Source organism: Methylobacterium sp. OAE515 (assembly GCF_041806315.1).
Lineage (GTDB): Bacteria > Pseudomonadota > Alphaproteobacteria > Rhizobiales > Beijerinckiaceae > Methylobacterium > Methylobacterium tardum.
Genome location: NZ_JBGMUV010000001.1, coordinates 4,298,362 through 4,323,718, shown reverse-complemented (window position 1 = coordinate 4,323,718; position 25,357 = coordinate 4,298,362). Strand labels below are relative to the sequence as shown.

Genomic DNA, 25,357 nt, shown 5'->3' with positions numbered 1-25,357 from the left:
TCAAAGCTTAACATGACGCGCGACCAGCGATTCCTGCTGCCCACGACGTAATCGGCGCCGATCGTGCTCACCGAGCCCGCATCGTGTCTCACTGCGGCCGGCATGGAGGCGGAACGATCGTTCATGAGGCCTGAGAGGATGTTGCAGCATCAGGGCGGAAGAGCTGGGAAAAGATCACCTTGGATCCTCCGAATTGCGGCCCACCATCGTCTCCAGGCCTCCGAATTTTGAAAACAATTTCTGTAAAAATGAGATCAATCCCGCCACGAAGTTTGAGTTTTTGACGCGCCTGTCAGAAAAAATCACATCGTTGAGACTCGTACCGAACCGTTGACCCAATCTCCTGCTTACGGCATGTGAGGAAAGCCGAGCAAACAACTTTCATCGCGGCTGCATAAGACAGCTCGCGGAACTTTAATATCGACGGAGTCTTGTGACAATGTATGTCATTGTCGATGAGCGACCGATAGTAACAGATGGATACGTTGCCAACTTCAGCAGAGAAGGCATCACGTCCGTCGGTTTACTGGGCAGCGATTTCGAAGACTGGCTGCAGACGGCGCCTGCGACCGATCTGGATGCGGTTCAGGGATTCCTGCTGGGCGATTGCGAGCAGCGGCCGGACTTGCCGGAGTTGATCCACAAGCGGTCCCGCGCACCCATCATCGCGATGATCGAGACGCGCTGCCTGACCGAGACGCTGAATCTCTTCGGCGCCGGCATCGACGACGTCGTCCGCAAGCCGGTTCACGTCCGAGAAATTCTCGCCCGAACCGAAGCGGTGTGGCGCCGATCGCAGCGCGAGGCCGCGAAGGACACGACGGTGATCGACCGGTCCGCACGGCTGAAGGTGTACTTCGATGGGCGCGACCCCGACATCGACGGGGAGAAGATGACACTGCCCCGTCGCGAACGTCAGATCCTCGAGTTCCTGGTCCGCAACCGCGGACGCCGGATGACGAAGGAACAGGTGTTCAACGCGGTCTACGGCGCGTTTACGAGCGACGTTGATGAGAGCGTGATCGAGGGCCACATCAGCAAGCTGCGGAAGAAGCTCCGACAGAAGCTGAGCTTCGATCCGATCGAGGTCCGGCGCTATCTCGGATACGCCTTCGTCAACTGACCGTTCGGGGCCGGCCGTCGGGCTCGCCTGAGTGCTCGGCACGATCGACCGGCCGGATCAGGCGCCCCCCGGCTGCGGGTGCTCCCAGGGATGCGCCCCCCGTCGGAGCCACGTCCTGCGCCACCGCTGCGACGCGCCAGCGACCGCGTCCGTCGGCGATGCTCGCCAGTGATGTCGGCGGGCGCCACAGCCGCAAGGTACGAGGCGCCCGGAAGACCGCTCGCGCAAGCTTCGGACAAGACAGGGCGCGCAAAGATCCGCCGACAGGAAACTGTTGCCACGGACTCGACGGTGAAACCAACGCGTCGATCAGGAGCATGTTCCAACCGAACGGGACGGCTTCTGCCGCAGACTTTGCCAAGACGGGAAACCGACAGGTCATGAACCCAGTCTTTCTGTTCAATCTCGCATCCCGACAGCTGCAGCACTTGACCGCGCGTCAGGCCGTGATCTCGGGCAACATCGCGAACGCCAACACGCCCGGGTATGCGGGCAATTTTCGGCAGCGCCTCGCCTATCAGTTGACCCAGTTCGATGTCGGGCGGGATGAGGAGCGCTTCGCGGTCCTCAACAAGATCCTGAACGAGCTCGGTCCGGAGAGCCGGCGGGACCTCTACCTGCTGATTGCCCGGACGGCGATCCAAGAGGGTAAGACGGCTTCGGCTCTCCTGGCTGCCGACAAGGCCCTGGCGCTCTGCGCGCCCGGAAGTCCGGGGGCGATGCAGGGCCGGCTCTATCGAGCCGCCGCCGAGATCGTGAATCTCACGACGTTTCAATCCGGGCTCCAGACTCTGAGGAGCCTCGACAGGGCCAAGCTGACGGCCCGCGACGTCATCCTCCTCGATACGGCCCTGTCGACGGCCGAGGAGATCGGACGCGGGCTGACCGGACGGCCCGGTCTGCCGGAGGCCGACCTCGCCACCGCTAAGCCGGCGCAGGCCGTTGCGGAATCTGCTGGCGAGCCCGCGAGCCTGATCCCGAAAGCGCAAGCCACGATCGACCGGATTGATCTGCTCCTCAGTAAGGCAAGCCCGTGACCACGATCACCGCCGCGGTTCAGAAACCCAGCCCCAAACACGAGCGGGAGGTCGCGCCGTCCCATGCGGAGGACGATGTCCAGAAGCCGCCGGCCGCCGAACCGAATAGCCGCTTCGGAGCCGTGATGCGTGCGGTCTCGAAACCGGCTGCCGCGCCTCGGTCCGGGACCGACGCGCCCGAGGCGGACGATCCGGATCGTGCGCCCGGCGACAGGGACGGGTCGGACGCCGCTTCCGAGGCAGGCCTTCTCGTTCCGCCTGCTCCAAGCGATGCCACTGCGCTTCTCGCCACGATCCTGAGCGCAGCCCTCGCGACGGCCTCGCCGGGATCCGGCACGGCAAACGGAACGAGTACTGCGGTCTCGATTCCCGACACATCGCGTTCCGGGGCACAGGGCGTCCCGATGGCGACCGGCACAGGCGCAACAGCCACGCCCGCGGGTTCTTCGGCGGAATCCGGACCCGGTCCGGACTTCGGGGTGGGGGTGGGTGGCAACGTGGCCGCGGGCGTGGCCCCGCCCACCGGATCCGGTCTGGGCGGCCCGCCGAACATTTCGGTGCTGGACCGTGCGGTTCACTTCAAGCCGGTCCGATCCGTCACGGCGCAACGCGTTCCCACGCTGCCGGCCTCCCCAGCGCCGGCCCTCTCAGGCACCGCCGACACCGCAACGCAATCCGACCAGACAGGATTGTCGAAGCTGATCGTCCCTCGGCTTCAGCCTGCCCACCCCGGAGGGGCGGACGGCGTCGCCGACACGTCTCAGCCGGGTCTGGCCGGCTTGCCGGACCAACACGTCGCAGCGGCGGCGATCGGCGCGCCCCGCCTCCAAACTGAGCCGGAGACCCGCACCGCCGACGAGGCGGCTCGGACCGCTGTCGCGGGGCTCGACAAGGGGGACATCGCGGCGCGCGAGGACAGCCGTGCGCTCTTCGGGATCGCCAAGACGATCCTTGAAGCCACCGACCGACGCACGCGGGACGGCAGTCCCATTGCGGGGACGCAGGACCGATCTGGAACCGGCCCAGGCCTGCCCGCGGCTTCGCTGCCGACGATCGCGGCGGCGATCAAAGACGAGATCGACCGTGCGGCCTCTGGGGCTTCGACGGGATCGGAGATGCGGGTCGCCGGCGACCCTGCCGTCAAGGCAACACCGGATGGGCCGCTGCGGACGCTGAGGATCCAGCTCAGGCCCGAGGACCTCGGGACCGTCACGGTGGAGTTGCGGCTCGCGAACGGACAGCTCGAGACGCATCTGCGTGCGTCGCGGCCCGAGACGGCGGCGCTGCTGCACCGGGACTCGGCCATCCTGACCGACCTGCTCAAGCAGGCCCACTATCAAGCGGCAGTCACGGTCAGTCAGAGCCGCCCGGCCGAATCTGGGAACTGGGCCGGAGGCGCGCCGTCACAGGGGCAACCCTCCTTCGCCGACGGCGGTGCCCGGCCGGGCCAAGGAGGGGACAGGCAGCGGCAGGCGGAGCAGCCCCTGCCCGCCGACAGACGGGAAGGAGAGCGGACGGATGAAACGGTACGTCCTCGCGACGGCGGCGTTTATCTGTAGCCCAGTCCCGGTGGCGGCGAATGTCTGCGAGGCCGAGATGGGCCGCGCCTCTGTGCAGTACGGCGTTCCGCTCGGCGTGCTCTACGCTGTCGGCCTGACGGAAACGGGCAAGCGCGGCTCGCTCCAACCCTACGCCATGAACATTGAAGGGGCAGCCTACTTCGCGACCGGGCCGAGGGACGTGATCGCCCACTTCACCGAGGCCCGCCGCAGGGGCGTGCGCCTGATCGACCTCGGCTGCATGCAGATCAACCACCACTATCATGGTGCAAAGTTCGGATCGATCGAGGCCATGATCGATCCACGCGCGAATGTCGATTATGCCACGCAATTCCTACGCGAGTTGAAGAAGCGGGAGGGCAGCTGGACGTTGGCGGTGGCGCGCTACCATGCCGGCCCGCACAACAACGCCGCCCAGAAGCTCTACATCTGCCGGGTGATGGCCAACATGGTTGCCACGGGTTTCGGCCAGTGGACCCCGGCCGCCACGCAGTTCTGCCGGTAACGGTGCGCGTCAGGGGCTGCTTTCGTTATCCGCGGGCGGTGAACCCCCACGCCTCAGCAATGGCGAAAGGAAGCTGAAGGTTGGCCTCGCAGACGATGTCGAACGTCGCGCGATATACATTCATGAGAGACCAGACATCGAGACGGTGATACGCATCGAAAGACACTGAGAACCGCTCCTGTTCGTCACCCCGTCAGAACCGGGTGAAACGACAACACGCGCGGGCGCACAGGGTTCTGCGGCCGGGAGCCGATGCGGCGAACGGACCGCTTGGTCCCCGATGTGGTCCAACGAAACGTGTGGAGGACGCCCCACCGGCGAAGGCATCTCCGGCCGTCTCAGGTCGCTCCCGTCCGCCAACGTCCCGATCCAGATCCCCGGCGGCCAGCGGCAGTCATAAACCGCGGCACGTGCCGTAGCTGACCTTGACCTCGTTGCGATCCTCTGGGTTCAGCTGCGCCTCGACGAAACTCAACTTGCTCAGATCAATCAACAAGAAGTAAACACCGTTCTGGCACTTGATTGCATTGCGTGGCGTGCGCTCATTCAACCGCGGGGATGCGGGTTGGCACTCGTAATAATCGGAGCGGCCAGCGGAGATCACGGTCAGCAGTCCGCCACTGGAGACGAGCGAGAACGTTCGGGGCTTGCGCGGCGCCTTCGCGCCCTCCGCCGCGCCTGCCATATCCAGGCCGACCGACACGTCCTCCGTGCAGGTCAGCGGGCGGCGCAACTGAGAGGCCGACGGCGCGATGCTCAGCAGGAGGAGCGCGCCAGCGAGCGCTACCCGTTTGGCGATCATCGGTGGGGTGCCCATGATTCGTGGGTAGTTTCTACCGACAAGCTAGGCTGCTGTACGCGGGTGTAAATGCCGCAGGCCCAAGTAGAATCCTTGATCAACAGATATGGCGCTGCATTCGATCTCTTCCCGTCGGTGATTTCCGATCGAACGAGGCGCCGGAGCGGAATTCGGCCCTACAGTGCTGCGGCTGGCCGCAGATCATGGATCTGATATGCCTCTACGCGGCGGAAGACGTCGCGATTCAGGCGTCTCGGTCGTCGTGAGACGGCCCAGGGGCCGGACCGCTTCCGAGCCGTCAGTCGTCGGCCGCGTCATCGGACGTTTCCGGATTGTCATTGGCGGCGCCCGCCTCGCGTTTCGCCGCAATCTCCCGGCCGATCTCCAGCAGCAGCAAGCGCGACAGGTGCTGCATCATCGGCGTGCCGTGCAGGGCCATCAGCCGATGTGCTCGGATGGCCGCGCGCGCCATGCGGTCGAAACCATCCTCGTTGGACATGGCGGCGGGGTCGCTCAGTTGAATGCGAGCATACAACCTAAAGGCTAGGCTTGAGTTCGATCGCGGCCTCGGAAAGTGCTCGGCCTCGCGCGTCGATCCGGATCTCCTCGGCGGACGCCGCTCGTGTCCGGCCGCAGGCTTCGATGGGCCCGCGCCGGACGTCCCGGAGACGCCGGACCGGAGAGATGCTGTCGACCCGCGCGCACGATGTCTCGCTACCGCGCGCTCGGCTTTACGGCGTGGGCGCTCCCGGTGCGGCCGCATAGGTCGAGACAGAGGCCGGCAATTGCGCCTTCTCGCGCTGGGCCGATCGTGAATCGCGCTTCTCATAGAAGGCGTTGCCGCCGGCGACAGCCACGTAATGCATGTTGTTGTAGGGGAAGTGCCGGCCCGCGGTGTGGAAGTACATCGCCTTCCCGACCTTCGGGTGCCGCTCGCCTGCCAGGACGGCGTCGGCCGCATCGGCGACCTTCTGGAGGTCCTTGTCCTGCATCGGCTTGGTCAGGACGCCCGGAGCGAACTGTCCCGGCTGGCCCACCACGGCGCAGATGCCGCCCGGGAAGATCGCGTTCTCCAGCCGGTTCATGACAACGGTGCCGACGGCGATCAGCCCATCCCCATCGCTGCGGTTCGACTCGAAATACATGGCCCGACCGAGACAATCGCGCTCGGCATCGCTGACGACCATCGGCGGCTTGTGACCCGGAATCGACCCTGTCGTGAGCACCGGCGCGCCAGTATTGCAGGCGCCCAGGGTGCAGGTCATCGCGATGACACCCAGGACAGGAGCAATCTTCGTCCTCTCGCTACCCTGCATGCATCTGCGCTCCGTGCTCCTTCAGCCGCGTTCCGCCACGCGGCGGCCACCCTGTTCGGGCCGGCGCCTCTCACCGACCTGGCGTTGGCCAAGCTTGACTGCACGTTCACGGCGATGATGTGGCGACGGCCACCTGCACGGCTCAGGTCTCCGGCCTGGTCGGGCAGCCGAGGCGCGGGCACGGCGGTGTCGTGCGCAGGCCACAGCGCGCGTGAACCCGGGCCGGCCCGTTGACCTGCTCCGGGCGCACGACCCATGGTGCCCGCGACGGTTCCCCTCGGGGATCAAAAGGGAATGCGGTGCGGGTTCGACCCAAAGCCGCGGCTGCCCCCGCAACTGTAAGCGGTGAGCCTTCGCGTCACCACGTCACTGGGCGACCTCGCCCGGGAAGACGACGCGAGGGCGGCGACCCGCGAGCCAGGAGACCTGCCGTCTGCCGTGGTCACACGCGAGGTCCGCCGGGCGGGGTGTCCCGGGGGATGCCGGAGACGGTCGCGGGAGCGGCCGGCACGGCCTCGTTCGCGGTGACGTGCCACTGCCGCCGCCCGAGGTCCCATGTCCCGTCCGTCCGTGCGCTCCGCGCTCCCAGCCCTTGCCGCCTTGGCAGCCTTGGCAGCCCTGACGTCCGCCGCCTCAGCCCAGGACCGGTCCGGCCCCGTCTCCGGCGCCGAGACGCAGCTCGACGAAATCTCGGTGACCGCCGAGCCGACGGTCCCCGCACGGATCGGCTTGTCGGCGAGCGCCGGGTATGTCGGCGGCACGACCGGGATCGGCGGTCCGCTGCTCACCGTGGACTCGGCCAGCGCCGGCGTGATCACGAGCGCGCAGCTCAACAGCCGGCCGGTGACGCGCCCCGGCGAGGTGCTGGAGGCGGTGCCGGGTCTGATCGTCACCCAGCATTCCGGGGAGGGGAAGGCCAACCAGTACTTCCTGCGCGGCTTCAACCTCGACCACGGCACCGATATCGCCATCAGCGTCGACGGCATGCCGGTGAACATGCGCACCCACGCCCACGGGCAGGGCTACGCCGACCTCAACTTCCTGATCCCGGAGCTTGTCGGCGCAGTCGCGTTCCACAAGGGGCCGTACTTCGTGCGCGACGGCGACTTCGCCTCGGCGGGCTCGGTGCGGATCGACTATCTCGACACGACCGCCAAGAACCTCGCCCTGACCTCGATCGGCTCGTTCGGCTACAAGCGGGCCCTGTCGATCACGACCGTGCCGCTCGGGGAGGGCAACCTCCTCCTGGCAGGCGAAGCTCAGGTCTACGATGGCCCTTGGGTGGTCGCGGACGCGCTGCGCAAGATCAACGGGGTGGCCCGCTACAGCCAGGGCACGGCGCTGGACGGGTTCTCGATCACCGGCATGGCCTACGCGGCCCGCTGGACCGCCACCAACCAAATCCCGGAGCGCGCCGTGGGGGAAGGGCTGATCGGCCGCTACGGCACGCTCAATCCCACGGATGGCGGCGACAGCGGACGCTTCTCGCTCTCGGGACGGTTCAGCGCGACGGACGAGACCGGCGTGACGTGGGCCTCGGCCTACGTGATCCGCTATCAGATGAACCTGTTCAACGACTTCACCTATTTCCTCAACGATCCCGTCAGCGGCGACCAGTTCCACCAGCGCGACCAGCGCATCCTCGGCGGCGGCGAGGTGCTGCACATCTTCCAGGGGGACCTGTTCGGCCGACCGCTGGAGGTCGAGATCGGCGCGCAGACCCGCACCGACTCGATCCGGGTCGGCCTGTTCAACACCGCCTCCCGCCAGTACCGCGCGACCGTGCTCGACGACCGGGTGCTGGAGTCGAGCGGTGCCCTCTACCTGGACACGCGGGTGCGCTGGACCGAGTGGCTGCGCACGAGCGTGGGCGTGCGCGCCGACGGCTACTTCGCCGATGTCCGTTCGGACACGCCGGCCAACTCGGGCAAGGCGACCGACGGGATCGTCAACCCGAAGCTCGGGCTCGTGCTCGGTCCCTGGTTCGCCACCGAATTCTACGTGAATTACGGCGGCGGCTTCCACTCGAACGACGCGCGCGGCGTCACCGCCACGGTGGATCCCGCGAGCCCCCTGTTCAACATCACCCGCTCGCCGTTCCTGGTGCCCTCCACGGGCTACGAGGTGGGTCTGCGCAACCGCTCGCTCCCTGGGCTTGAGACGAGCCTCGCCCTGTTCCGGCTCGACTTCGCGTCCGAGAACATCTTCCAGGGCGATACCGGCACCACGGAGCCGAGCCGTCCGACCCGGCGCTTCGGGGTCGAGTGGACGAACCGCTACGCGGTGACGCCCTGGCTCTCGCTGGAGGGCGATCTGACGATCACCAATGCCCGGTTCTCCAGTTACGACCCGGTGGGCAACCGGGTCCCGGAGACGCCCACCACCATCGCGTCGGCCGGCGTCACCTTCGGCGAGCCGCTCGGCTGGTTCGGATCGTTGCGGTTCTGCTATTTCGGGGGCCGGCCGCTGATCGAGGACGATGCGATCCGCTCACGGGCGACCGCGCTCTTCAACGGCCGGATCGGCTACGCCTTCGACAACGGCGTCAGCGTCTCGCTGGACGTGCTGAACCTGACCAACAGCAAGTCCGACCAGATCACCTACGCGTATGTCTCGCGGCTGCCCGGCGAGCCCGCCGAGGGGCTGATCGACCGGGTGTTCCACCCGGTGGAGCCCACGGCCGTGCGCCTGACCATCGCGGGCCGCTTCTGAGGCCTGTCTGGCCGCGACGAGCCCAGTCGCAGGGGCTCTGACGAGGCGCGCGGCTTCAGTGCTGGCCCTGGCCGGCGGCCAGGATGGTGACGCCCACGGCGATCACCGCGATGCCCGCCAGCATCGTCGGGCTGATCGCCTCGCCATAGAGCCACGCGCCGCCGAGCGCCGCACCGATCATGCCGACGCCGGACCAGATCGCGTAGACAACGCCGATCGGCAGCATGTCCATGCTGGTCGACATCAGCCACAGGGCGGTGCCGTACCCGACCGCCACGATCAGCGTCGGCCCCGGCCGCGTCAGGCCGTCGGCCGCCTTCAGCGCCAAGGTGGCGGTGACCTCCGCGCCGATGGCGAGCCCGAGGATCAGGTACGGATTCATGGGACGAAGAACTTTCGGGCTGGGCGGGCTTCGCGGACCGGGCGGTCGGGGCGTGTCGGGACCGGGTTCGAAACGGATGCCCAAGCAGACGATGCGTCGCGACCGCGGTCCGAGCCTGCGCCGGATCGGTCGCAGACCATCGAGAGTCGCCGCCGATCATATCGCCACAGAATCCATGAACATTTCAGAACCGGCGCCGCTCCCTATCTCTCCGGGTGACCGGGGACTGACGGAGGCTTCCCGCCGCGCCCGCAGCCCCGGCCGACCCAGGGCCAGTTTGAGGCTTTCGTTAAGGCCTCCTGATCATCGTGCTGATCATCTTGGCCGCGCGCTGCCGCCTGGGCGGCCCCACGACAGCGACGTTTCAGAGCAGCACAGATCGAGCATGACCGCGTCCCCGGCGATCCCGGATTCTCCGGCCCCCACACGCCGGGGCCGACGCTGGGGCGTGACCGTGGCCGTCGGCGCCGCCGCCGTGGCGGGCAGCGCCTGGACGGCTGCCGCGCTGATCAACGTCCCCGATCCCGTCACCCTCGCGGCGCTCGCCGTCATCGAGCCTTCGGCGGTTGGCCCGTGGTTCCCGAGCCGGGTCATCCAGGCCCCCGCGCGGGCGCGCGACCTGCCGTCCCGGCCGCGCCCGATCCTGGACCGCGTCGCCTGGAAGGGCCAGACGGTCCCGCTCATGGACATGCTGGCGGCGACCCATACCAACGCCTTCCTGGTGGTGCAGAACGGGAACCTGGTCCACGAGTGGCAGCGCCCCGGCACCGGGCAGGCGACGCTGTTCCCGTCCTGGTCGGTGGCGAAGTCGATCGTCTCGCTGCTGGTCGGCGACGCGGTGGCGCGGGGCCAACTCGCGGAGACCGACCGCGTCTCTACCCTGCTGCCCGACCTGAAGAACGGCGCGGTCTTCGGCCAGATCACCGTGCGCAACCTCCTCGACATGGCGAGCGGGATCGCCGTGCCGGAGAACTACGATCCCCGCCACCCCCTGACCGGGACGGCCGGAATGTACCTGACCCGGGACATCGCGGGCTTCGTGCGGGACAACGCGCATCTGGCGTTCAAGCCCGGCAGCCAGGGCCGCTACCGCAGCATCGACACCGAATTGCTCGGCCTGATCCTGGCCCGGGTCGAGGGCAAGCCGCTGGCCGACATCCTCTCCGAGCGGATCTGGAAGCCGATGGGTGCACAGGCCGACGCCACCTGGAATCTCGATCGGCCCGGCGGCCTCGAGAAGGCGTTCTGCTGCATCAACGCGACCGCCCGCGACTTCGCCCGCCTCGGCCTGCTGGTGGCCGACCAGGGCCGGGCGGGCGGAAACCGCATCATCCCGGCCCGCTGGATCGACCGGATCCTGACGCCGGCCCGGCGCGCGGTCGATGGCTGGCAGTACTCGGCCCAGTGGTGGCACGCCCCCGGCGGCAGCGACAGCGACATCTCGGCGATCGGCGTCTACGGCCAGTACGTCTACGTCAACCAAGACACCGGCACGGTGATCGTGAAGCTCAGCGACCATGGCGCCGAGCAGGACGAGGTCGACACGCTGTCGGTGATGCAGGCGATCGCGGCCGACCTCGCGGCCACGGCCCGACAGGATCCGTGACGCGGATCCCTGCCGCGGGGAGACCGCCGCCGCCGGGACGGTCAGGCCTCGGTCGGGCCGGGCTGCGGCTCAGGGGCGCGGCCGGTGATCCGGTGCAGCCGGGCCAGGGAGCGCGCCCGCCAGTTGCGCACGAGCCGCCATCCGACGCGCTTCCAGGCGATGGACGGCACCGATGAGACGGGATCGATCAGGGCGCTGAGCGCCCGCGTGTAATCGAGCACCAGCCCCGGGGTCCAAGTCATGGACCGGGCCCCGTTGCGCAGGAACGCCGCCGCCCAGAATTCCGGGGTGGTCAGCGCCTTAGCGAGCGTCCGCCAGGGATGGCCGCCGCGGCTGAAGGCGCCCTCGGCCGCGACATCGAGGGCCCGGGCCGCCGTCGTCGAGCAGTTGCGGCTGATGAAATTGTAGGTGGTGTTCTGGCGGTAAGCCTCCCAGAACGCCCGCAGCCGGGCGGCGTCGATGCCGTTGAGCGTCACCGCGACGGTGGCCGGGCACCAATCGGCGACCTCCGCCGCGTGGGAGGGCAGGAAGCGGCCGGGCACGTCGTTCTCGGGGCCGGCGCGCAGGCTGGAGCGCAGGTTGACGGGCGAGCGGTCGATCTCCACGGCCGGATAGTGGCTGATGTAAAGGTCGTCGCCCTGCCCGAGGGCGGCGTGGCCCGTGGAGAACCGCCCCGCCTTGTCGACGGAGGCCACGTAGCGCCGGATCAGCCGCTGGCCGGCGGGGGTCGTCGCCTGCCCGGTCGGAGTCCAGACATAGACCGTCAGGCTGCCGGGCTCGGCGGCGGGGGCGGGCGGCCCGGCCTCCTCGGCGCCCAGCCGCCGCGTGCGCAGGCCAACCAGCGCGAGGTTGGCGCCGTTCAGGATCAGGAACATCCCGATGCAGTAGCCCACCGTGCCGGCGTACCATGTCGGCCATGGCTGGAGGTGGAACAGGCCGAAGGCGACGCTGAGAGCGCCCAGCGCCACCGAGATCCGCCAGCCCGTGAATTTCAGCAGGCTCGCGATCGTGATCCGGACCACGCCGTCGACCGTGAAGGCGAGGCCGAAGATCATGGCGAGCAGGAAGGTGCTGTGCCGCGTCGCCATCATGATCAGGACGGCCATGATCGACAGCAGCACCCCCTTGAACAGGCGCAGCCGGCGGGCGGCCCCCAGGGCGGAGACGCCGACGGCCAGCGAACTGACGCCCTCAGCGAGCAGGATCAGGCCGAACCACCGATCCGGGACATGGAGGGCGCCGTCGAGGGAGTCGATGACGACAAGGATGCCCAGCAGCGACCACAGCAGGCCGGTCGCCAGGATGAGGTACCAATGCCGCCGCACGGCCGCGCGGCCCACGAGCAGCATCCAGAGGGGCGCCATCCGGCCGCCATCCGCATCCGCGCGGCTCGGCCCGGATGCGGCCACCGACGCCAGGGCGCGCGGGAGGGGGGTCGAACACAGGCCGGACATGAGCGGTCGCCCTCGAAAGCGCGTATGGGACAGCGTCCCCGCAAGGTTCGCCGCTCCCGTCCGACAGGAGAGAACCTCCGGTGCGCGGACGCTCTGCGGAGCGCTCCGGGTGCAAGATCCCTGACTTGCCTGATGACTTTGTTAATCGAGGCCCGGAGCGCCGGCCAGCGAATGCCGACGGCGCGCGGATAACCTTAACGAAAGCCGATAACGCGTCGGATCACCGTGCCCGTGTGGCCGGAACGGATTCGGTGCCGTCCGACGCTTGGGTCTTCCGCATCCGCCAGCGCAGGCGATCCGGCGGTTGCGCCACGGCCGGCGTGACGCGCCTGTATTCGAAATAGGGAATTATCAAAGCAATCCAGCACGCTGGTTGCGCATATTGCTTCGGTATATTCCGATTAACGCTGAGTTACCTCCCCGTCAGAAAACGTAACCACTCCGAATAGCGAACACCATGATCAGACTAGATGGATCGACTGATCATTGGGTGCCACACGAAGTCCAGACGAAACGAGATCGCTTGGAGCGCGGGCCACGCGGCCCCGCGTACCTACAGGACGCGGCAACCGCATGCCGAGGCTCCGATTTCGGCCGCCGATTCGGATTCTCAGGGCTGATTCGCGGTCCTTAAGCGTGTCATGGCCGCTCTGTTCGCAATCATCACCGCCATGAGGCGGATCGATCTCGGAAGGTGCGCAATATTTGCTGCGGCGACGAACTCGATAAACCTCACGTTGCCGAGCAAGAACACATTGTGCTCAAAGCTTATCCTAAGATAAACACTAGACAAATTGCCTGAGTTTTGTATTGTTAGGTGCCAATTTTGGCAGATCCGAAGCACTCAGACAGAGATCGTAGCGATAAAAACCGATCACCGTTCCGGTCCATCGCCGATCTCTTCGATACGCTTCGCTTCTCTGTTGTGGGGGGTTTATGGACACTATCAATTTGCATGAAAAATCTGCCGATCCGAACACGGATCTGATCAAATGCACGACATCCCTGGTCGCCGCCTACGTGTCGCGGAACGCGGTGGGTGTTGGCGACCTTTCGGGACTGATCGATCAGGTTCATACGGCGATTTCGGTTCTGCAGGGCGGCGGGTCGGGCGCCGGCTGGACCGGACCGACCGCCGCGCAGATCGAGGCCTCGATCCAGCATGACGGCCTGATCAGCTTCATCGACGGCCGGTCGTACAAGACCCTGAAGCGCCACCTCACCGCGCACGGGCTCACCCCGGAGCGCTACCGGGCGAAGTACGGGCTGCCGGCCGATTATCCGATGGTCGCCCCCGGCTACGCCGCCAAGCGTTCGCAGATCGCCAAGGCCATCCAGCTCGGCCACAAGGCGGCCTGACGAACACACGATCCGCTTCGCTGTCCGCCGACGGCCCGACCGGGCTGCCGGCGGAGCGCCGCGCTCGGACGCTCCGGAGCGCGCCCTGCAGGATGAGCGTCCGGCTCAGCAGGCTGCGCACACGGAGGTTCGTCCATCGGGATCGGCTGGGGGGCCGAGCCCGACAGGCGCTGCGCAGGGCGAAGCGGGTCGTGTGACCGGCAGCGCACAGGCCCGCGGCCCGCCTCAAGCCCCGGCGGGATGCCGGGCGCATCCGCATCCTGCGCCACGCTCGAAGACCCCAATCGTCCGGCAGCCGCGTTCAGGCCTTGGCGACCGCCAAGGTTCCATCATCCATGGCGACAAACCGGATCCCAGCGCGGCGCAGCGCCTCGACGGCGTGGAGCCGGGAGCGGCTTCCCCTGTGCTCGCTGCCTTCCTCCAGGCGCCGAACCGTGGAGTGCGAGAGGCCGCTCGCCTGAGCCAGGTCCATCATCGACCAGTCGAGCAGCGCCCGCGCGGCGCGCAGGTGATGGCCGGTCACCGATTGCTCGAGACCCTCGCGCAGGACCGCCGGCACGCGCGAACTGGCGCCGGCGGGATATTTGAGGCCGCACCGGCCGAGATACGTCCCGTCCGGGTCCCAGACCGGCATGGTGAGGATCCGGAAATGCCAGAGCTCGCCATTGGCGAGGCGCTCATGCGCCGTGCTCTGGAAGAAGCTGCGCCGCGCGATCTGCTCGCCGGCGAGAACTTGGAACGCCTTCCGCTCCTCGGGAACGATCATGAGATAGGGATCGGCGCAGATCTCCTCGAGCGGAAGGCCGTGGACCTGCGAGACTTCGAAGGGCATTTCCCGGACGAGGTCGAGGCCCACCGAGAAGGTGGTGATGTGCTCGGTGAGGTAGAGCGCGCCCCGCCGCCGCCGCTCCTCATGCCGCAGATGGGCCAGTTGCTCGCGGTCACTCACGTCGAGCGCCGTGCCGTTGACGGCCACGGGCCGCCCTTCGGCCGAGAAGCGCATCTCCATCGTCAGCGAGAGGGTGCGTATCGTGCCGTTGGGTCGAATCACCCGGGCTATCGTCTCCCGCGGGACATGGCCCTGCCGGACATCGGCGATGGAGGGCAGCAGGCGCCGGTCTTCCGGGTGGATCAGGGTGAGCAAGAGTTCGTAGCTCGCCTTCGCAGCATTCGGGACAAGGCCGAGCAGGCGGTAGAAGCCGGGGGACCAGAGCTGCTCGCCGCCTGCGAAAACCCAGCTCCACGCGCCGCTGACACCGCGACTTTCGGTGATCGTGAGGAATTCTCCTGACGAGAATGTCAGAGCGCTTAAGGCAGAATGGAACATAATCGACTACCTGGATCGTACCGTTGATCAAGCTTCTCGGCCTAGATTGGCCCGCAGTTGGAATGATATTGCTCGAATATTTCTGCGAGGCCTAAGCCATCGGTTAAAATCGACATTGTGTATCATTTCATAGCTTCGATTTCTCGGCAACAGGGAGATGTCTCATGATGATTGTCGCTGTCATCCCCGAGAAAGCTCGACATTGCTTTCAGACCAGAGTTGCAACTGGAAAATGTTCATCTATGTGCTTCATTCACTTATACGCGACCACGCCGTTGTCGAACGAGAGACCCACAGGGATATCAATCGCGAACCGCACAATGTTCCCTGCCAGATCAGGGCTAATTCATAATTAAGTCCGGAGCGATTCTGTGTATAATTCGAATCGATCACACAGCGGCATACGATGTATGCAGAATTATCATAAGAGATGCTGCCGGAAATTGGCGGCGATGAATCGATTATCGGCGATAATTAGTCCAATAATTTACAACTCAATATGGTATGGCGCATAACAACTCACGTCGAACAGACGTATTCCGGATTTGAATAATGATCTCATCTTCGGCTAGCGGCAGCCTCCGACGCCGGACAGGTAGCCGCGGCCCACGCGACGGGGCCCAATCAGGTCGCGAGCGTCCGGCGCGCGATTGACAGGCCGGGCCGCACGGTGCGGAAAAGCGTCGGCCTGTCGGGAGGAGCCGTATGAAGGTTGCCTGCATCGGCGAGTGCATGGTCGAGCTGTCGGAGCGTCCGGACGGGAGTCTCGTCCGCGGCTTCGGCGGCGACACCCTGAACACCGCCCTCTACCTCGCGCGCCTGGGCGTCGCGGTCGACTACGTGACGGCTCTGGGTGACGACATCTGGAGCGACGAGATGGCGGCGGCCTGGAGCCGCGAGGGGATCGGCCTCGATCAGGTCCGACGGATGCCGGGCCGGATGCCGGGCCTCTACATCATCCGCACCGATGCCGACGGTGAGCGCAGCTTCCATTACTGGCGCGAGCGCGCGGCGGCCCGGGACCTGTTCACCGGGCCGGGCGCCGCCGAGACACGGGCCGCCCTCGAGACCTATGATCTCGTCCACTTCTCCGGGATCAGCCTGTCGCTCTACGGCGAGACCGGGCGCGCGGCCCTGTTCCAGACCCTGGCGGACCTGCGGGCCCGGGGCGGGCAGGTGGCCTTCGATACCAACTACCGTCCCCGCGGCTGGCCCGACCGGGACGAGGCCTGGGCGGCCTTCCGCACAGCCCTGGCGCTGGCCGACCTGATCTTCGCTTCGGCGGAGGATCTGGACTGGCTGTTCGGCGAGACGGGCGAGGACGAGGTGCTGCGCCACCGCGGACGCGCCGAGATCGTGCTCAAGGCGTCGAGCGGATCCGCACCGGTTGCCCGGGTGCTGCACGGGGCGAGCGACGTCTCCGTGCCGGCGGGGCCGGCGACCCGGGTCGTCGACACGACGGCCGCGGGGGACAGCTTCGCGGCGGGCTACCTCGCCGCGCGCATCGCTGGGCTGGCCCCAGAGGCGGCCGCCGCCGAGGCACATCGCCTCGCCGGGGCGGTGATCGGACACCGCGGCGCCGTGATTCCCCGGGAGGCGATGCCAGCCCTCGCCCTGCCTCCCACTCTTCGGCAGCCCGCTCCGGAGACCTGAGGGCCGCCGGGTCCGGGGCGGCCCATGCCCTTGAGGCGGGCCAGCGCAACCGCTACCTCTGCCGTCCGGGGGGATGGCCCTCCGCAGCAGGATCGCCGCACCTGGCGCGGCCGAGAGGGCACCCGTGGCGCCGAGTCCCCCGCCGATTCAGGTTCCCGAGCCCGACGCCTCCGCGCCCGGCACCACCCCGAAGACGCGGGTCAGCGCGCGGGGGAGGCTGCGGACCTACTTCCTCACCGGCATCATCGTGGCCGGGCCGCTGGCCATCACCGCCTACATCACGTGGTGGTTCATCGCGCTGATCGATTCGTTCGTGAAGCCGCTGGTGCCGGCGAGCTACCTGCCGGACCATTACCTGCCGTTCTCGATTCCCGGCCTCGGACTCGTCATCGCGTTCCTCGCGGTGACGCTGCTCGGCTTCCTCACGGCCAACCTCGTCGGCCGCTCGGTCATCGAGTTCGGTGAGGTGCTGCTGGCCCGGACCCCGGTGATCTCGGGCCTCTACAAGGGCCTGCGCCAGATCTTCGAGACGCTGTTCTCGGCCAACGGCACCTCCTTCCGCACGGTGGGGCTGGTGGAGTTCCCCGTGAAGGGCACGTGGTCGGTGGTGTTCCTGTCGGCCCCGGCGGCGCCCGAGGTCGAGGGCGCATTGCGGGAGCGGGGCGCCGCGGCGGACGAACTCGTGGGCGTGTTCCTGCCCTGCGCGCCCAACCCGACCACGGGCTTCTTCTTCTACCTGCCGCGCGCCGAGGTGGTGGAGCTCCACATCAGCGTCGACGACGCGGCCAAGCTGGTGATGTCGGCTGGGGTAATCCAGCCGGAGGATCCGCAAGGGCGCCTCAACGCCATGGCGGCCTCACTACGGGCGGCCCATCAGGCGGGCGGCCCGGCGCCGCAGCGGGAGCCTCAGGACGCGTGACGGCCCGAACCCGAACGCACCGTCTGTGATCGAAATGCCGCGCCCGTCATCGCGGGCGCCGCGAAGCGACCCAGCTCAGCGGAACATCCCGGATAGGGCGCCGCCGGCATGGACCGGGCGCCCGTCTCGGCGTCGGCTACGAAAAAGGCCGCCCCGCATGGGACGGCCCTGAACTCCAGATTGTCAGGAGCGGCTCAGCGCTGAAGCGAAGCCGTCTGCGGCGCGAGGGTCGGCGGGGTCGCCTGCGCCACCGTCACGGCGCTGCGGGGCGCGGCCGGCGTCCAGCCGGTGGCGCATTGCAGGGCCAGGGCGAGGCCCAGCGCGACGCAGAGACCGTTGGCGAACAGCCAGAAGGGGCGGGCGGCCTGCCGTACGGCAGCCTGCAATTCGTCCGCAGACTTGCCCACCGCCGCGGCGGCGCGATCCGAGATCGGCAACAGCCAGGGCTCGTTCGGCAGGGCTTGAACACCGGCCATCTCGTGGGAGCCCGGCAGGTTTTGGAACAGTCCGTTCGACATGTCCGTCCTCCAGATTCGTCCGTGATGTCCCGGCTTACCGGGCCATTCGTTCATCTCCAGTTAAGGGAAGATTGTGGCTGATGCAAGGTCACGAGGCCTGCCTGCAGCCCGCCACGCCGCCATCCGGCCGCCGCCAAGCTTCCGACTCGCCCCGTCAAGCTTCTGAAATCATTACCTTTTATCGAGCGTCTGTGACATCGCCGCATCGTACGACCGATCCGACGATTGGCTTCGATGGGGGAGCTGGCCGTTCATGAACGCCGGACTTTCCTGAACGACACCGTTCATCCGGCCCCGATCAGCCGGATCGCGGCCTCGCGCTCGAACAGGTAGAGGAGCGCCCGCAGCGCCTGCCCGCGGGGGCTCCTGAGGCCGGGATCACGCTCGACGATCATGCGGGCGTCGTCCCGGGCCGCCTCCAGCAGGGCACCGTCGCTCTCCAGCCGCGCCAGCCGGAAGGCCGCGAGGCCCGATTGGCGGGTGCCGAGCACCTCGCCCTCGCCGCGCAGCTTCAGGTCGGCCTCGGCGATGCGGAAGCCGTCCTCGCTCTCGCGCATCATCTCGAGCCGCGCCCGCGAGACCTGCCCGAGGGGGCCCCGGTAGAGCAGCAGGCAGGACGAGGCCTTGGAGCCGCGGCCGACCCGGCCGCGGAGCTGGTGCAGTTGCGCCAGCCCGAACCGTTCCGCGTGCTCGATCACCATGATGGTCGCCTCGGGCACGTCGACCCCGACCTCGACCACCGTGGTCGAGACCAGGAGCTTGGTCTCGCCGGCGGCGAACCGGGCCATGGCGGCATCCTTCTCGGGGCCCGGCATCTTGCCGTGGATCAGCCCGACGGCGTCGCCGAAATGCTGTTTCAGGTCGTCAAAGCGCTCCGCGGCGGCGGCGAGGTCGATGAATTCGGATTCTTCCACCAGCGGGCAGATCCAGTAGACCCGCTCGCCCCCGGCGATCGCCCGGGCGAGGCCAGCCACCACCTCGTCGATCCGCTCGGTCGGCAGCGTGATCGTGCGGATCGGCTGCCGGCCGGCCGGCTTCTCGTCGAGGATCGAGACGTCCATGTCGCCGAAGAAGGTCAGCGCCAGGGTGCGGGGAATCGGCGTCGCGGTCATCACCAGGAAGTCGACCGCCTCGCCCTTGGCGCCGAGCGCCAGGCGCTGGTGCACGCCGAACCGGTGCTGCTCGTCGACCACGGCCAAGCCGAGGTCGCGAAACGTCACCGCCTCCTGGAACAGGGCGTGGGTGCCGACCAGGATGTCGATCTCGCCAGCGGCGAGGGCGGCGAGCGTGCTCTTGCGCTCCGCGGCCCGGTCGCGGCCGGTCATCAGGCGCAGGCGCAGAGTCCCGGCCAGTGGCTGGAGCCGATCGAAATGCTGGCGGGCCAGGATCTCGGTGGGCGCCATCAGCGCCGCCTGACGCCCGGCCTCGACCGCCGAGGCCATGGCGAGCAAGGCCACCGCGGTCTTGCCCGAGCCGACGTCGCCCTGGAGCAGGCGCAGCATCCGGCGCGGCGCCGCGAGGTCGGCGCGGATCTCCGCCACCGCCCGGGCCTGGGCGCCGGTCAGCGCGAAGGGGAGGGCGCTCTCGATGCGGGCGCTCAGGGCCCCGTCGCCGGCATTGACCCGGCCGGCCTTGCGCCGCTGGCGGGCGCGCAAGAGGGCCAGCGCCAGCTGCGAGGCGAGGAGCTCGTCATAGGCCAGCCGCTTCCGGGACGGCGTCGCGGGCGGCGGCTGGAGCGGATCCTCGGCCTTCGGGGGCGCCTCCTCCGGGCGGTGCTCGAGGCGCAGCGCGTCCGCGAAGGCCGGCAACCGGTTCCGCTCCAGCCAGGCCGGGTCCTGCCATTCGGGCAGGACCGGCAGGCGGTCGAGGGCCGCGACCGCGAGCTTGTTGATCGCCCGGGAGGTCAGCCCCTCGGTGGCGCCGTAGACCGGCTCGACCGCGGGCAGCTCGGCCAAGCCCGCCTCGTCCACGATCCGGGACGGGTGGACCATCTGGCGGGTGCCGTCCCAGAGATCGATCCGGCCGGTGATGTAGCGGTGGGCCCCGAGCGGCAGCATCTTCTCCACGCGGGCTCGGGGCATGCCGAAGAACACCAGCGAGATGTCGCCGGAGGCATCCTCCACCAGCACCCGGTGCGGGCGCTTGCCCGATCCGATCTGGGCCGGGCGGTGCGCCACCACGGTGACGCCGATTGTCACCGGCTCGCCGGTCGGCGCCTCGCTGATCGAACCCATCAGCTTGCGGGCCACGCCGCCCTGGGGGAGGTGGAACAGCAGGTCCACCACCCGGGCCTCGCGCTCGGGGGTGCCGAGCAGCTTCTCGATGAGCGGCGCCATTTTCGGGCCGATCCCCGGCAGGGCGCGGGCCGGCGCGAAGAGCGGATCGAGGATGCTCGGGCGCAGGGCCGGTGCGGCGGGCGCACGGCCAGCTTCCTCCTCCGGTGCCTCGGCGGCTTCGGAATCCTTCAAGGCCGGGTCCTGAGTCGCGCGTGCATCTGTCATGGCGGTTCGGCGGACATGGTGCCGGAGGCGCCTTATCATCCGGTGCATCCTGCCGCGCCAGTGCGGCGCGAGGGAGACCGACACCCATGGCCAGCGACTTCCTGCCGGGCTTCGCGCGGCACCGGATCGAGACCGAACCGGGCGTGACGATCAACGCCCGCTCGGCCGGCTCCGGCCCCCCGGTCCTGCTGCTGCACGGCCATCCGCAGACCCTGTCGACGTGGCTCCACGTGGCGCCACGCCTCGCGGAGCACCGCAGCGTCGTGGCCATGGACCTGCGCGGCTACGGCGATTCGTCGAAACCTCCGGGCGGCGAGCGGCACGCCCATTACGCCAAGCGCGTCATGGCGGCCGACGCGGTCGCGGTTATGCGGGCGCTCGGCCACGACCGATTCGCCGTGGTCGGCCACGACCGGGGCGCGCGCGTCGCCCACCGCCTCGCCCTGGACCATCCCCGAGCCGTGGAGCGGCTTGCCCTGTTCGACATCGCGCCGACCGCGACCATGTACGCGCGCACCGACAAGGCCTTCGCCACCCGCTACTTCTGGTGGTTCTTCTTCATCCAGCCCCACCCCCTGCCAGAGACGCTGATCGGCGCCGATCCGGAATACTTCCTGCGCCACCACGTCGAGGGCCAGTCGAAGACCCCGGGCTCGACCCCGCCGGAGCTGTTCGCCGAGTACCTGCGCTGCTATGCCGACCCCGCCTGCCGCCACGCGATCTGCGAGGATTACAGGGCGGCGGCCGGGATCGACCTGGAGCACGACGCCGCCGATTCGGAGGCGCGCGTCAGGGCGCCGCTGCTGGCGCTCTGGGGCGCGAAGGGCACGGTGGGCCAGACCTACGACGTCCTGGAGACGTGGCGCGAGAAGGCCACCGACGTGTCCGGCCGGGCGCTCGATTGCGGTCATACTCTCCAGGAGGAGCGCCCGGACGAGGTCTTTTCGGAGTTGGCGGCGTTCCTGGGCTGACCGGCTGCGGCGCCGTGGCGCCCGGCCGCCGGACTTGGCACTCTTGGCAAAAGCCGCAGATACGGCAGCGCGCCGGGCTCGCCACAGCGGCTTCGGTCGCTTCGGCGCCGCCGTCCTTGCGAGCGGAGCGAAGCAATTCAGGAAGCGCCACGATCTGAGAGGTCGCGCTACCCTGGGTCACTTCGCTGCGCGCGTGATGACGACGGAGAGCCCCCGCGCCAAATTCTTTCGAAGGGGACGCCTCAATCGTGCAGGAGATCATGCCGGAGGACGCCAACACGATCTTCGACGTCGCTGTGGTCGGCGCCGGGGCCGCGGGCCTCGCCGCCGCGCTGGCGATCGCCCGGGAGGGCATCCCGACGGCCCTGGTCGGCCGCCACGCCCCCGTGGCGGACGGGCGCACCGTGGCGCTGCTCGACGGGTCGGTGCGGTTCCTGGAGGCCCTCGGCGCCTGGGAGGCGGTGGCGCCGCACGCGAGCCCGCTCTGCACCCTGCAGATCGTCGACGATACCGGCAGCCTGTTCCGGCCGCCGCCGGTGCGGTTCCAGGCCGCCGAGATCGGCCTGGACGCCTTCGGCTGGAACGTCGAGAGCGCGCGCCTGGTCGAGAGCCTGCGCGCCCGCGCCCGGACCCAGGACAATCTCACCCTGATCGAGGCGGATGCCTCCGGCGCCACGCCCGGAGAGGCGGCCGCGCGGATCGCCCTAGCGGGGGGCGGCGCGGTCGAGGCGCGGCTGGTGGTGGGCGCGGACGGCGCACGCTCGCCGCTCCGGGTGGCCAGCGGCCTGCCCGTCCGCGACTGGACCTATCCGCAGAGCGCCATCACGACGATCCTGGCGCATGATCGCCCGCACCGGGACGTCTCCACCGAGTTCCACACGCGCTCCGGCCCCTTCACCCTGGTGCCGCTGCCGGGCGGGCATCGCTCCAGCCTGGTCTGGGTGACCGGGGAGGGCGCGGCCCGCCGGCTGGCCGCCCTCGACGACGCGGCCCTGGGCCAAGCGGTGGAGCGGCAAGCCCGGGCGATGCTCGGCGCCATGCGGGTCGACGGCCCCCGCGGCCTCGTGCCGATGCGCGGGCTCGCGGTGGCGCGCCCGGTGGCGCAGCGGCTGGCGCTGATCGGCGAGGCCGCCCACGTCTTCCCGCCGATCGGCGCGCAGGGGCTGAATCTCGGCCTGCGCGATGCCGCCACCCTGCGGGACGTGGTGCTCGGCACCGCCCGGGACGGGCGCGATCCGGGGAGCCGTCCGGCGCTCGACGCCTATGCCCGGGCCCGCCGGATCGACACGGCCGCGCGCACCGCCGCGGTGGACCTGCTCAACCGGAGCCTGCTTACTGACCTGCTGCCGGTGGACGCGCTCCGCGGCGTCGGCCTGCTGGCGATGGCGCAGCTCGGCCCTCTGCGTCGGCTGGTGATGCGGGAGGGCGTCCTGCCGCGGCTCGGGGCACCGCAACTGATGCGCCCGGCGCGCTAGCGGGCGGAAGCGGATTGCGCGATTCGAGCGGATTGCGCGATTCGATGGTGAGGGTGCAGCGGTGCGCTTCGCAACGCGCCCTGCGCCCTGAGGGATGCCGCACCGGCCCGGAAGGGGGCCACAGGTGCGACGGGGTCTTCAGAGATCCGGCTGCGCGGCCACGTAGGCGCCGAGGCGGGTCGCGAGATCGACCGGACCGCCGGCCCGGGCCTCGCCCGAATCGCCGATGAGGATGACCGGAATGCCGCGGTCGCGCAGATGGCCGCGCAGGCGGGCGGCGCGCCGAGCATAGCCGGGATCGCGGCGGGTCGGGGCCTGGAGCAGGACGGCGGCCGGGCGGGCGATCACGGCGAGAACGTCGTCCGCCGCCTCCATGGAGGCGGTGACGCTCGCGTAGCCGAGGCTGGCCAGCTCGCCCGAAAGGGACCGGTCCACGGCGCGAACGCCGTCGTCGACCACGAGCACTTGTTGCAGCGCACCCATAAGCTTGAGCGGTACTCCATCCCGGACGGCTTGGAAAGATAGCCGTCACGACAATCCGATGCAGAACCCACGAACAGGCGGATCGGATCCGTCGGTTCGTGTGCAGATGCGAGATTATCTGTGGCGCCTGAGCGCGGGATGAACCGTCGATCGTCCGCCGTTCAGGCGCGCTCGACGCCGAGCGCGATTCCGCCGGATAGGACCGGACGATAGCCCGCCCCCTGCCACGCCTGCGCGTCGGTGTCGGGGATCTCGCCGCGGGGCAGGGGCGCCACCGCGCAGGCCGGTCCGCGATAGGACAAGCTGCCATCGGCCCCGCGGGCGAGGGCCAGCAGGGTGCGGGGCAGGGGCGCCCGCTCGGGATAGGCCAGGGTCGCGGCCAGGTCGCGCAGGCCCGGGCGCGTCAGCACCGCGTCCTCGCCGAAGACCAAGGAGTCCAGCCTCTGCGGGCCCGTGGTTCCGGACGTGGACCGCGGGGTCAGCGGCGTCGGTGCCCGATGCACGACGTGGAGGGCGCGCACGGTCCAGGGCAGGGGCAGGGCGGCGAGCGCCGGCTCGATCAGGGCCGGGACGACGAGCCGGGTCGGCACCGGCCGCAGCAGGGCGCTTCGGAATCCCGTCTCGTCGAAGGGCAGCACGGTTTCCAGTCCGGCCCCGGCCGCCAGGGCCGCGCCGAGACCGGTGACGAGGCCGCGCAGGTCATGGGCCGGCAGGAGCGTCAGGATCCGCTCATCCGCGCCCACGGGGAGCGCGTCGAGATGCGCCTCGACCGCTGCGGCGAGCGCGGCGGCCGTGCGGTAGACGGGCCGGGTCGGATCGCCGTCCGAGAAGGTCACGAGACCCAGGCTCGCGGCCGGTTCGATGATCCCGCGCTCCAGCGCCATCGCGTCGAGGCTGATCACGCCGTCCGGCACCCCCGGCCCGAACGCCGCGAGGTAGCGCAGGCCGAAATGGCGCATGGCCGCGTTGGCGAGGTCTTCGGCCGGCCGCCGCTCCCCGCGCCGGCCCTCCGTCAGCACCGCGACCAGGCCGGCCGCCTCGATTCCCGCGGAGAGCTGCTCGGCATCCCAGACGGCGGGCATCGCGCAGGGCAGGTGTCCGGACGCCTCCACGGCGAGGTGAGCCAACGCCGATTCGGCGCCCCCGGAGAACCACAAGCCGATCCGGCTGCCGGCCGGGAGCCGCCACGCACCGATCCCGCGGGCGAGCCGGCCGACGATCTCGGCGGCGGCCGCGTAGGTCCAGGTGATCGCGGGGCGGGCGCACCAGGCGACGCGGTCGCCCGAATCACGCAGGACCGTGCGCTGCGGGCCGGCGAGCGCCCCCGCGAACAGGCAGGCGGACAGGCCACCGGACCGCGCGGACGCGTCCGGTGCGGCATCGGCCGCCCTCTCCGCCACCGCGAACGCGCTCAACCCGCCGCCCCCACCGCTTCTGCAGACCCGACGGCATGGTCGGCCGGTTACGGTTAACCGACCGCTAAGATTGCCGGAAGCCGGCTTCGCGCCCGGCCCGTCGCCGGGATGGGCCGGGCCGCCGGACCGGGTCGATCACGCGCTCGTGCAACGCCGCGCTTGCGGCCGGGCAGGCGCGGGCCTATCGGGGGCCGGCCGCGGCCCGATGGGCGATGACGCACCCGCCAGGCCGCGGTGTCATGC

At 69.1% G+C, this 25,357-nt stretch carries 20 protein-coding genes, 1 pseudogene and 1 riboswitch; of the genes and pseudogenes, 11 read left to right on the top strand and 10 right to left on the bottom strand.

Translation table 11 applies throughout. The features are described 5' to 3' along the window. Positions 1-439: 439 nt before the first annotated feature. The 4 genes and pseudogenes from ABIE45_RS21055 to ABIE45_RS21040 all read left to right on the top strand — a co-directional run bounded on the left by ABIE45_RS21055 (position 440) and on the right by ABIE45_RS21040 (position 4,224). Complete coding sequence (locus ABIE45_RS21055; protein ID WP_192709103.1) at positions 440-1,123, top strand: response regulator transcription factor; 684 nt, start codon at positions 440-442, stop codon at positions 1,121-1,123. A gap of 380 nt (positions 1,124-1,503) precedes the next feature. After that, positions 1,504-1,611 (top strand): annotated as a pseudogene (locus ABIE45_RS21050) (flagellar basal body protein); the annotation flags it as partial. Between the two features lie 545 nt (positions 1,612-2,156). Beyond that, on the top strand, positions 2,157-3,719 hold the full coding sequence (locus tag ABIE45_RS21045; protein ID WP_192709104.1) for a flagellar hook-length control protein FliK: 1,563 nt from the start codon (positions 2,157-2,159) through the stop codon (positions 3,717-3,719). Beyond that, the gene (locus ABIE45_RS21040; RefSeq protein ID WP_192709105.1) at positions 3,679-4,224 is read left to right on the top strand and encodes a transglycosylase SLT domain-containing protein; all 546 of its coding nucleotides are present in this window, start codon (positions 3,679-3,681) and stop codon (positions 4,222-4,224) included. Before ABIE45_RS21045 ends, ABIE45_RS21040 begins: the two co-directional genes overlap by 41 nt. A gap of 394 nt (positions 4,225-4,618) precedes the next feature. Here the strand turns inward: ABIE45_RS21040 and ABIE45_RS21035 are convergent, their stop codons facing one another. The 3 genes from ABIE45_RS21035 to ABIE45_RS21025 form a co-directional block, all read right to left on the bottom strand. Continuing rightward, a complete protein-coding gene (locus ABIE45_RS21035) occupies positions 4,619-5,026 on the bottom strand; it encodes a hypothetical protein (protein ID WP_192709106.1) in 408 nt (135 codons plus the stop codon). Positions 5,027-5,321: 295 nt separating this feature from the next. Next, on the bottom strand, positions 5,322-5,522 hold the full coding sequence (locus tag ABIE45_RS21030; protein ID WP_192709107.1) for a hypothetical protein: 201 nt from the start codon (positions 5,520-5,522) through the stop codon (positions 5,322-5,324). 232 nt (positions 5,523-5,754) lie between these two features. Beyond that, positions 5,755-6,339 carry a cell wall hydrolase gene (locus tag ABIE45_RS21025; protein WP_192709108.1) on the bottom strand — a complete coding sequence of 195 codons (585 nt, stop codon included), beginning with the start codon at positions 6,337-6,339 and terminating at the stop codon, positions 5,755-5,757. A 251-nt stretch (positions 6,340-6,590) separates the two neighbouring features. Beyond that, positions 6,591-6,788: riboswitch (cobalamin riboswitch) on the top strand. A gap of 106 nt (positions 6,789-6,894) precedes the next feature. Here ABIE45_RS21025 and ABIE45_RS21020 point away from each other — a divergent pair. Then, positions 6,895-9,051, top strand: coding sequence for a TonB-dependent receptor domain-containing protein (locus ABIE45_RS21020; protein WP_192709109.1), 2,157 nt, complete (start codon positions 6,895-6,897; stop codon positions 9,049-9,051). Positions 9,052-9,106: 55 nt separating this feature from the next. Here the strand turns inward: ABIE45_RS21020 and ABIE45_RS21015 are convergent, their stop codons facing one another. Beyond that, a complete protein-coding gene (locus ABIE45_RS21015) occupies positions 9,107-9,433 on the bottom strand; it encodes a multidrug efflux SMR transporter (RefSeq protein ID WP_192709110.1) in 327 nt (108 codons plus the stop codon). 385 nt (positions 9,434-9,818) lie between these two features. Here ABIE45_RS21015 and ABIE45_RS21010 point away from each other — a divergent pair, with 385 nt between their 5' ends. Continuing rightward, the gene (locus tag ABIE45_RS21010; RefSeq protein WP_192709111.1) at positions 9,819-11,039 is read left to right on the top strand and encodes a serine hydrolase; all 1,221 of its coding nucleotides are present in this window, start codon (positions 9,819-9,821) and stop codon (positions 11,037-11,039) included. Between the two features lie 41 nt (positions 11,040-11,080). Here the strand turns inward: ABIE45_RS21010 and ABIE45_RS21005 are convergent, their stop codons facing one another. Further along, complete coding sequence (locus ABIE45_RS21005; protein ID WP_373622510.1) at positions 11,081-12,403, bottom strand: HdeD family acid-resistance protein; 1,323 nt, start codon at positions 12,401-12,403, stop codon at positions 11,081-11,083. Positions 12,404-13,429: 1,026 nt separating this feature from the next. Between ABIE45_RS21005 and ABIE45_RS21000 the strand changes: the two genes are divergently transcribed. Further along, positions 13,430-13,852 carry a MucR family transcriptional regulator gene (locus ABIE45_RS21000; RefSeq protein WP_192709113.1) on the top strand — a complete coding sequence of 141 codons (423 nt, stop codon included), beginning with the start codon at positions 13,430-13,432 and terminating at the stop codon, positions 13,850-13,852. A 301-nt stretch (positions 13,853-14,153) separates the two neighbouring features. Here the strand turns inward: ABIE45_RS21000 and ABIE45_RS20995 are convergent, their stop codons facing one another. Next, positions 14,154-15,179, bottom strand: a complete 1,026-nt coding sequence (locus tag ABIE45_RS20995) for a PAS domain-containing protein (RefSeq protein WP_192709114.1) — start codon at positions 15,177-15,179, stop codon at positions 14,154-14,156. 705 nt (positions 15,180-15,884) lie between these two features. On the opposite strand from ABIE45_RS20995, the gene ABIE45_RS20990 reads away from it, so the two are divergent. Both ABIE45_RS20990 and ABIE45_RS20985 read left to right on the top strand, forming a co-directional pair. Then, positions 15,885-16,832, top strand: a complete 948-nt coding sequence (locus ABIE45_RS20990) for a sugar kinase (protein ID WP_192709115.1) — start codon at positions 15,885-15,887, stop codon at positions 16,830-16,832. Between the two features lie 124 nt (positions 16,833-16,956). After that, on the top strand, positions 16,957-17,751 hold the full coding sequence (locus ABIE45_RS20985; RefSeq protein ID WP_192709116.1) for a DUF502 domain-containing protein: 795 nt from the start codon (positions 16,957-16,959) through the stop codon (positions 17,749-17,751). Between the two features lie 194 nt (positions 17,752-17,945). Here the strand turns inward: ABIE45_RS20985 and ABIE45_RS20980 are convergent, their stop codons facing one another. Beyond that, positions 17,946-18,269, bottom strand: coding sequence for a hypothetical protein (locus tag ABIE45_RS20980; protein WP_192709117.1), 324 nt, complete (start codon positions 18,267-18,269; stop codon positions 17,946-17,948). A gap of 284 nt (positions 18,270-18,553) precedes the next feature. Continuing rightward, positions 18,554-20,770: an ATP-dependent DNA helicase RecG gene (recG, locus tag ABIE45_RS20975; protein ID WP_192709118.1), complete on the bottom strand. Its 2,217-nt coding sequence runs from the start codon at positions 20,768-20,770 to the stop codon at positions 18,554-18,556. Positions 20,771-20,856: 86 nt separating this feature from the next. On the opposite strand from recG, the gene ABIE45_RS20970 reads away from it, so the two are divergent. Both ABIE45_RS20970 and ABIE45_RS20965 read left to right on the top strand, forming a co-directional pair. After that, on the top strand, positions 20,857-21,741 hold the full coding sequence (locus ABIE45_RS20970; RefSeq protein WP_192709119.1) for an alpha/beta fold hydrolase: 885 nt from the start codon (positions 20,857-20,859) through the stop codon (positions 21,739-21,741). Positions 21,742-22,001: 260 nt separating this feature from the next. Then, positions 22,002-23,216: a UbiH/UbiF family hydroxylase gene (locus ABIE45_RS20965; RefSeq protein WP_192709120.1), complete on the top strand. Its 1,215-nt coding sequence runs from the start codon at positions 22,002-22,004 to the stop codon at positions 23,214-23,216. Positions 23,217-23,354: 138 nt separating this feature from the next. Here the strand turns inward: ABIE45_RS20965 and ABIE45_RS20960 are convergent, their stop codons facing one another. Together ABIE45_RS20960 and ABIE45_RS20955 are read right to left on the bottom strand one after the other, a co-directional pair. Further along, entirely contained in the window at positions 23,355-23,699 is a 345-nt protein-coding gene (locus ABIE45_RS20960) for a hypothetical protein (RefSeq protein ID WP_192709121.1), read from the bottom strand. 161 nt (positions 23,700-23,860) lie between these two features. Further along, positions 23,861-25,114, bottom strand: a complete 1,254-nt coding sequence (locus ABIE45_RS20955; RefSeq protein WP_210331841.1) for an acyl-CoA synthetase — start codon at positions 25,112-25,114, stop codon at positions 23,861-23,863. Positions 25,115-25,357: the final 243 nt, after the last annotated feature.

What these genes read in the sequence shown, in the direction of transcription:
- ABIE45_RS21030 (WP_192709107.1), bottom strand. Translation starts at nt 5,522, where the DNA reads ATGTCCAACGAGGATGGTTTCGACCGCATGGCGCGCGCGGCCATCCGA.
- ABIE45_RS21015 (WP_192709110.1), bottom strand. Translation starts at nt 9,433, where the DNA reads ATGAATCCGTACCTGATCCTCGGGCTCGCCATCGGCGCGGAGGTCACC.
- ABIE45_RS20980 (WP_192709117.1), bottom strand. Translation starts at nt 18,269, where the DNA reads ATGTCGAACGGACTGTTCCAAAACCTGCCGGGCTCCCACGAGATGGCC.
- ABIE45_RS21055 (WP_192709103.1), top strand. Translation starts at nt 440, where the DNA reads ATGTATGTCATTGTCGATGAGCGACCGATAGTAACAGATGGATACGTT.
- ABIE45_RS20965 (WP_192709120.1), top strand. Translation starts at nt 22,002, where the DNA reads ATGCCGGAGGACGCCAACACGATCTTCGACGTCGCTGTGGTCGGCGCC.
- recG (WP_192709118.1), bottom strand. Translation starts at nt 20,770, where the DNA reads ATGACAGATGCACGCGCGACTCAGGACCCGGCCTTGAAGGATTCCGAA.
- ABIE45_RS20970 (WP_192709119.1), top strand. Translation starts at nt 20,857, where the DNA reads ATGGCCAGCGACTTCCTGCCGGGCTTCGCGCGGCACCGGATCGAGACC.
- ABIE45_RS21025 (WP_192709108.1), bottom strand. Translation starts at nt 6,339, where the DNA reads ATGCAGGGTAGCGAGAGGACGAAGATTGCTCCTGTCCTGGGTGTCATC.
- ABIE45_RS21035 (WP_192709106.1), bottom strand. Translation starts at nt 5,026, where the DNA reads ATGATCGCCAAACGGGTAGCGCTCGCTGGCGCGCTCCTCCTGCTGAGC.
- ABIE45_RS20960 (WP_192709121.1), bottom strand. Translation starts at nt 23,699, where the DNA reads ATGGGTGCGCTGCAACAAGTGCTCGTGGTCGACGACGGCGTTCGCGCC.
- ABIE45_RS20990 (WP_192709115.1), top strand. Translation starts at nt 15,885, where the DNA reads ATGAAGGTTGCCTGCATCGGCGAGTGCATGGTCGAGCTGTCGGAGCGT.
- ABIE45_RS21040 (WP_192709105.1), top strand. Translation starts at nt 3,679, where the DNA reads ATGAAACGGTACGTCCTCGCGACGGCGGCGTTTATCTGTAGCCCAGTC.
- ABIE45_RS21000 (WP_192709113.1), top strand. Translation starts at nt 13,430, where the DNA reads ATGGACACTATCAATTTGCATGAAAAATCTGCCGATCCGAACACGGAT.
- ABIE45_RS20995 (WP_192709114.1), bottom strand. Translation starts at nt 15,179, where the DNA reads ATGTTCCATTCTGCCTTAAGCGCTCTGACATTCTCGTCAGGAGAATTC.
- ABIE45_RS21005 (WP_373622510.1), bottom strand. Translation starts at nt 12,403, where the DNA reads ATGGCGCCCCTCTGGATGCTGCTCGTGGGCCGCGCGGCCGTGCGGCGG.
- ABIE45_RS21020 (WP_192709109.1), top strand. Translation starts at nt 6,895, where the DNA reads ATGTCCCGTCCGTCCGTGCGCTCCGCGCTCCCAGCCCTTGCCGCCTTG.
- ABIE45_RS21010 (WP_192709111.1), top strand. Translation starts at nt 9,819, where the DNA reads ATGACCGCGTCCCCGGCGATCCCGGATTCTCCGGCCCCCACACGCCGG.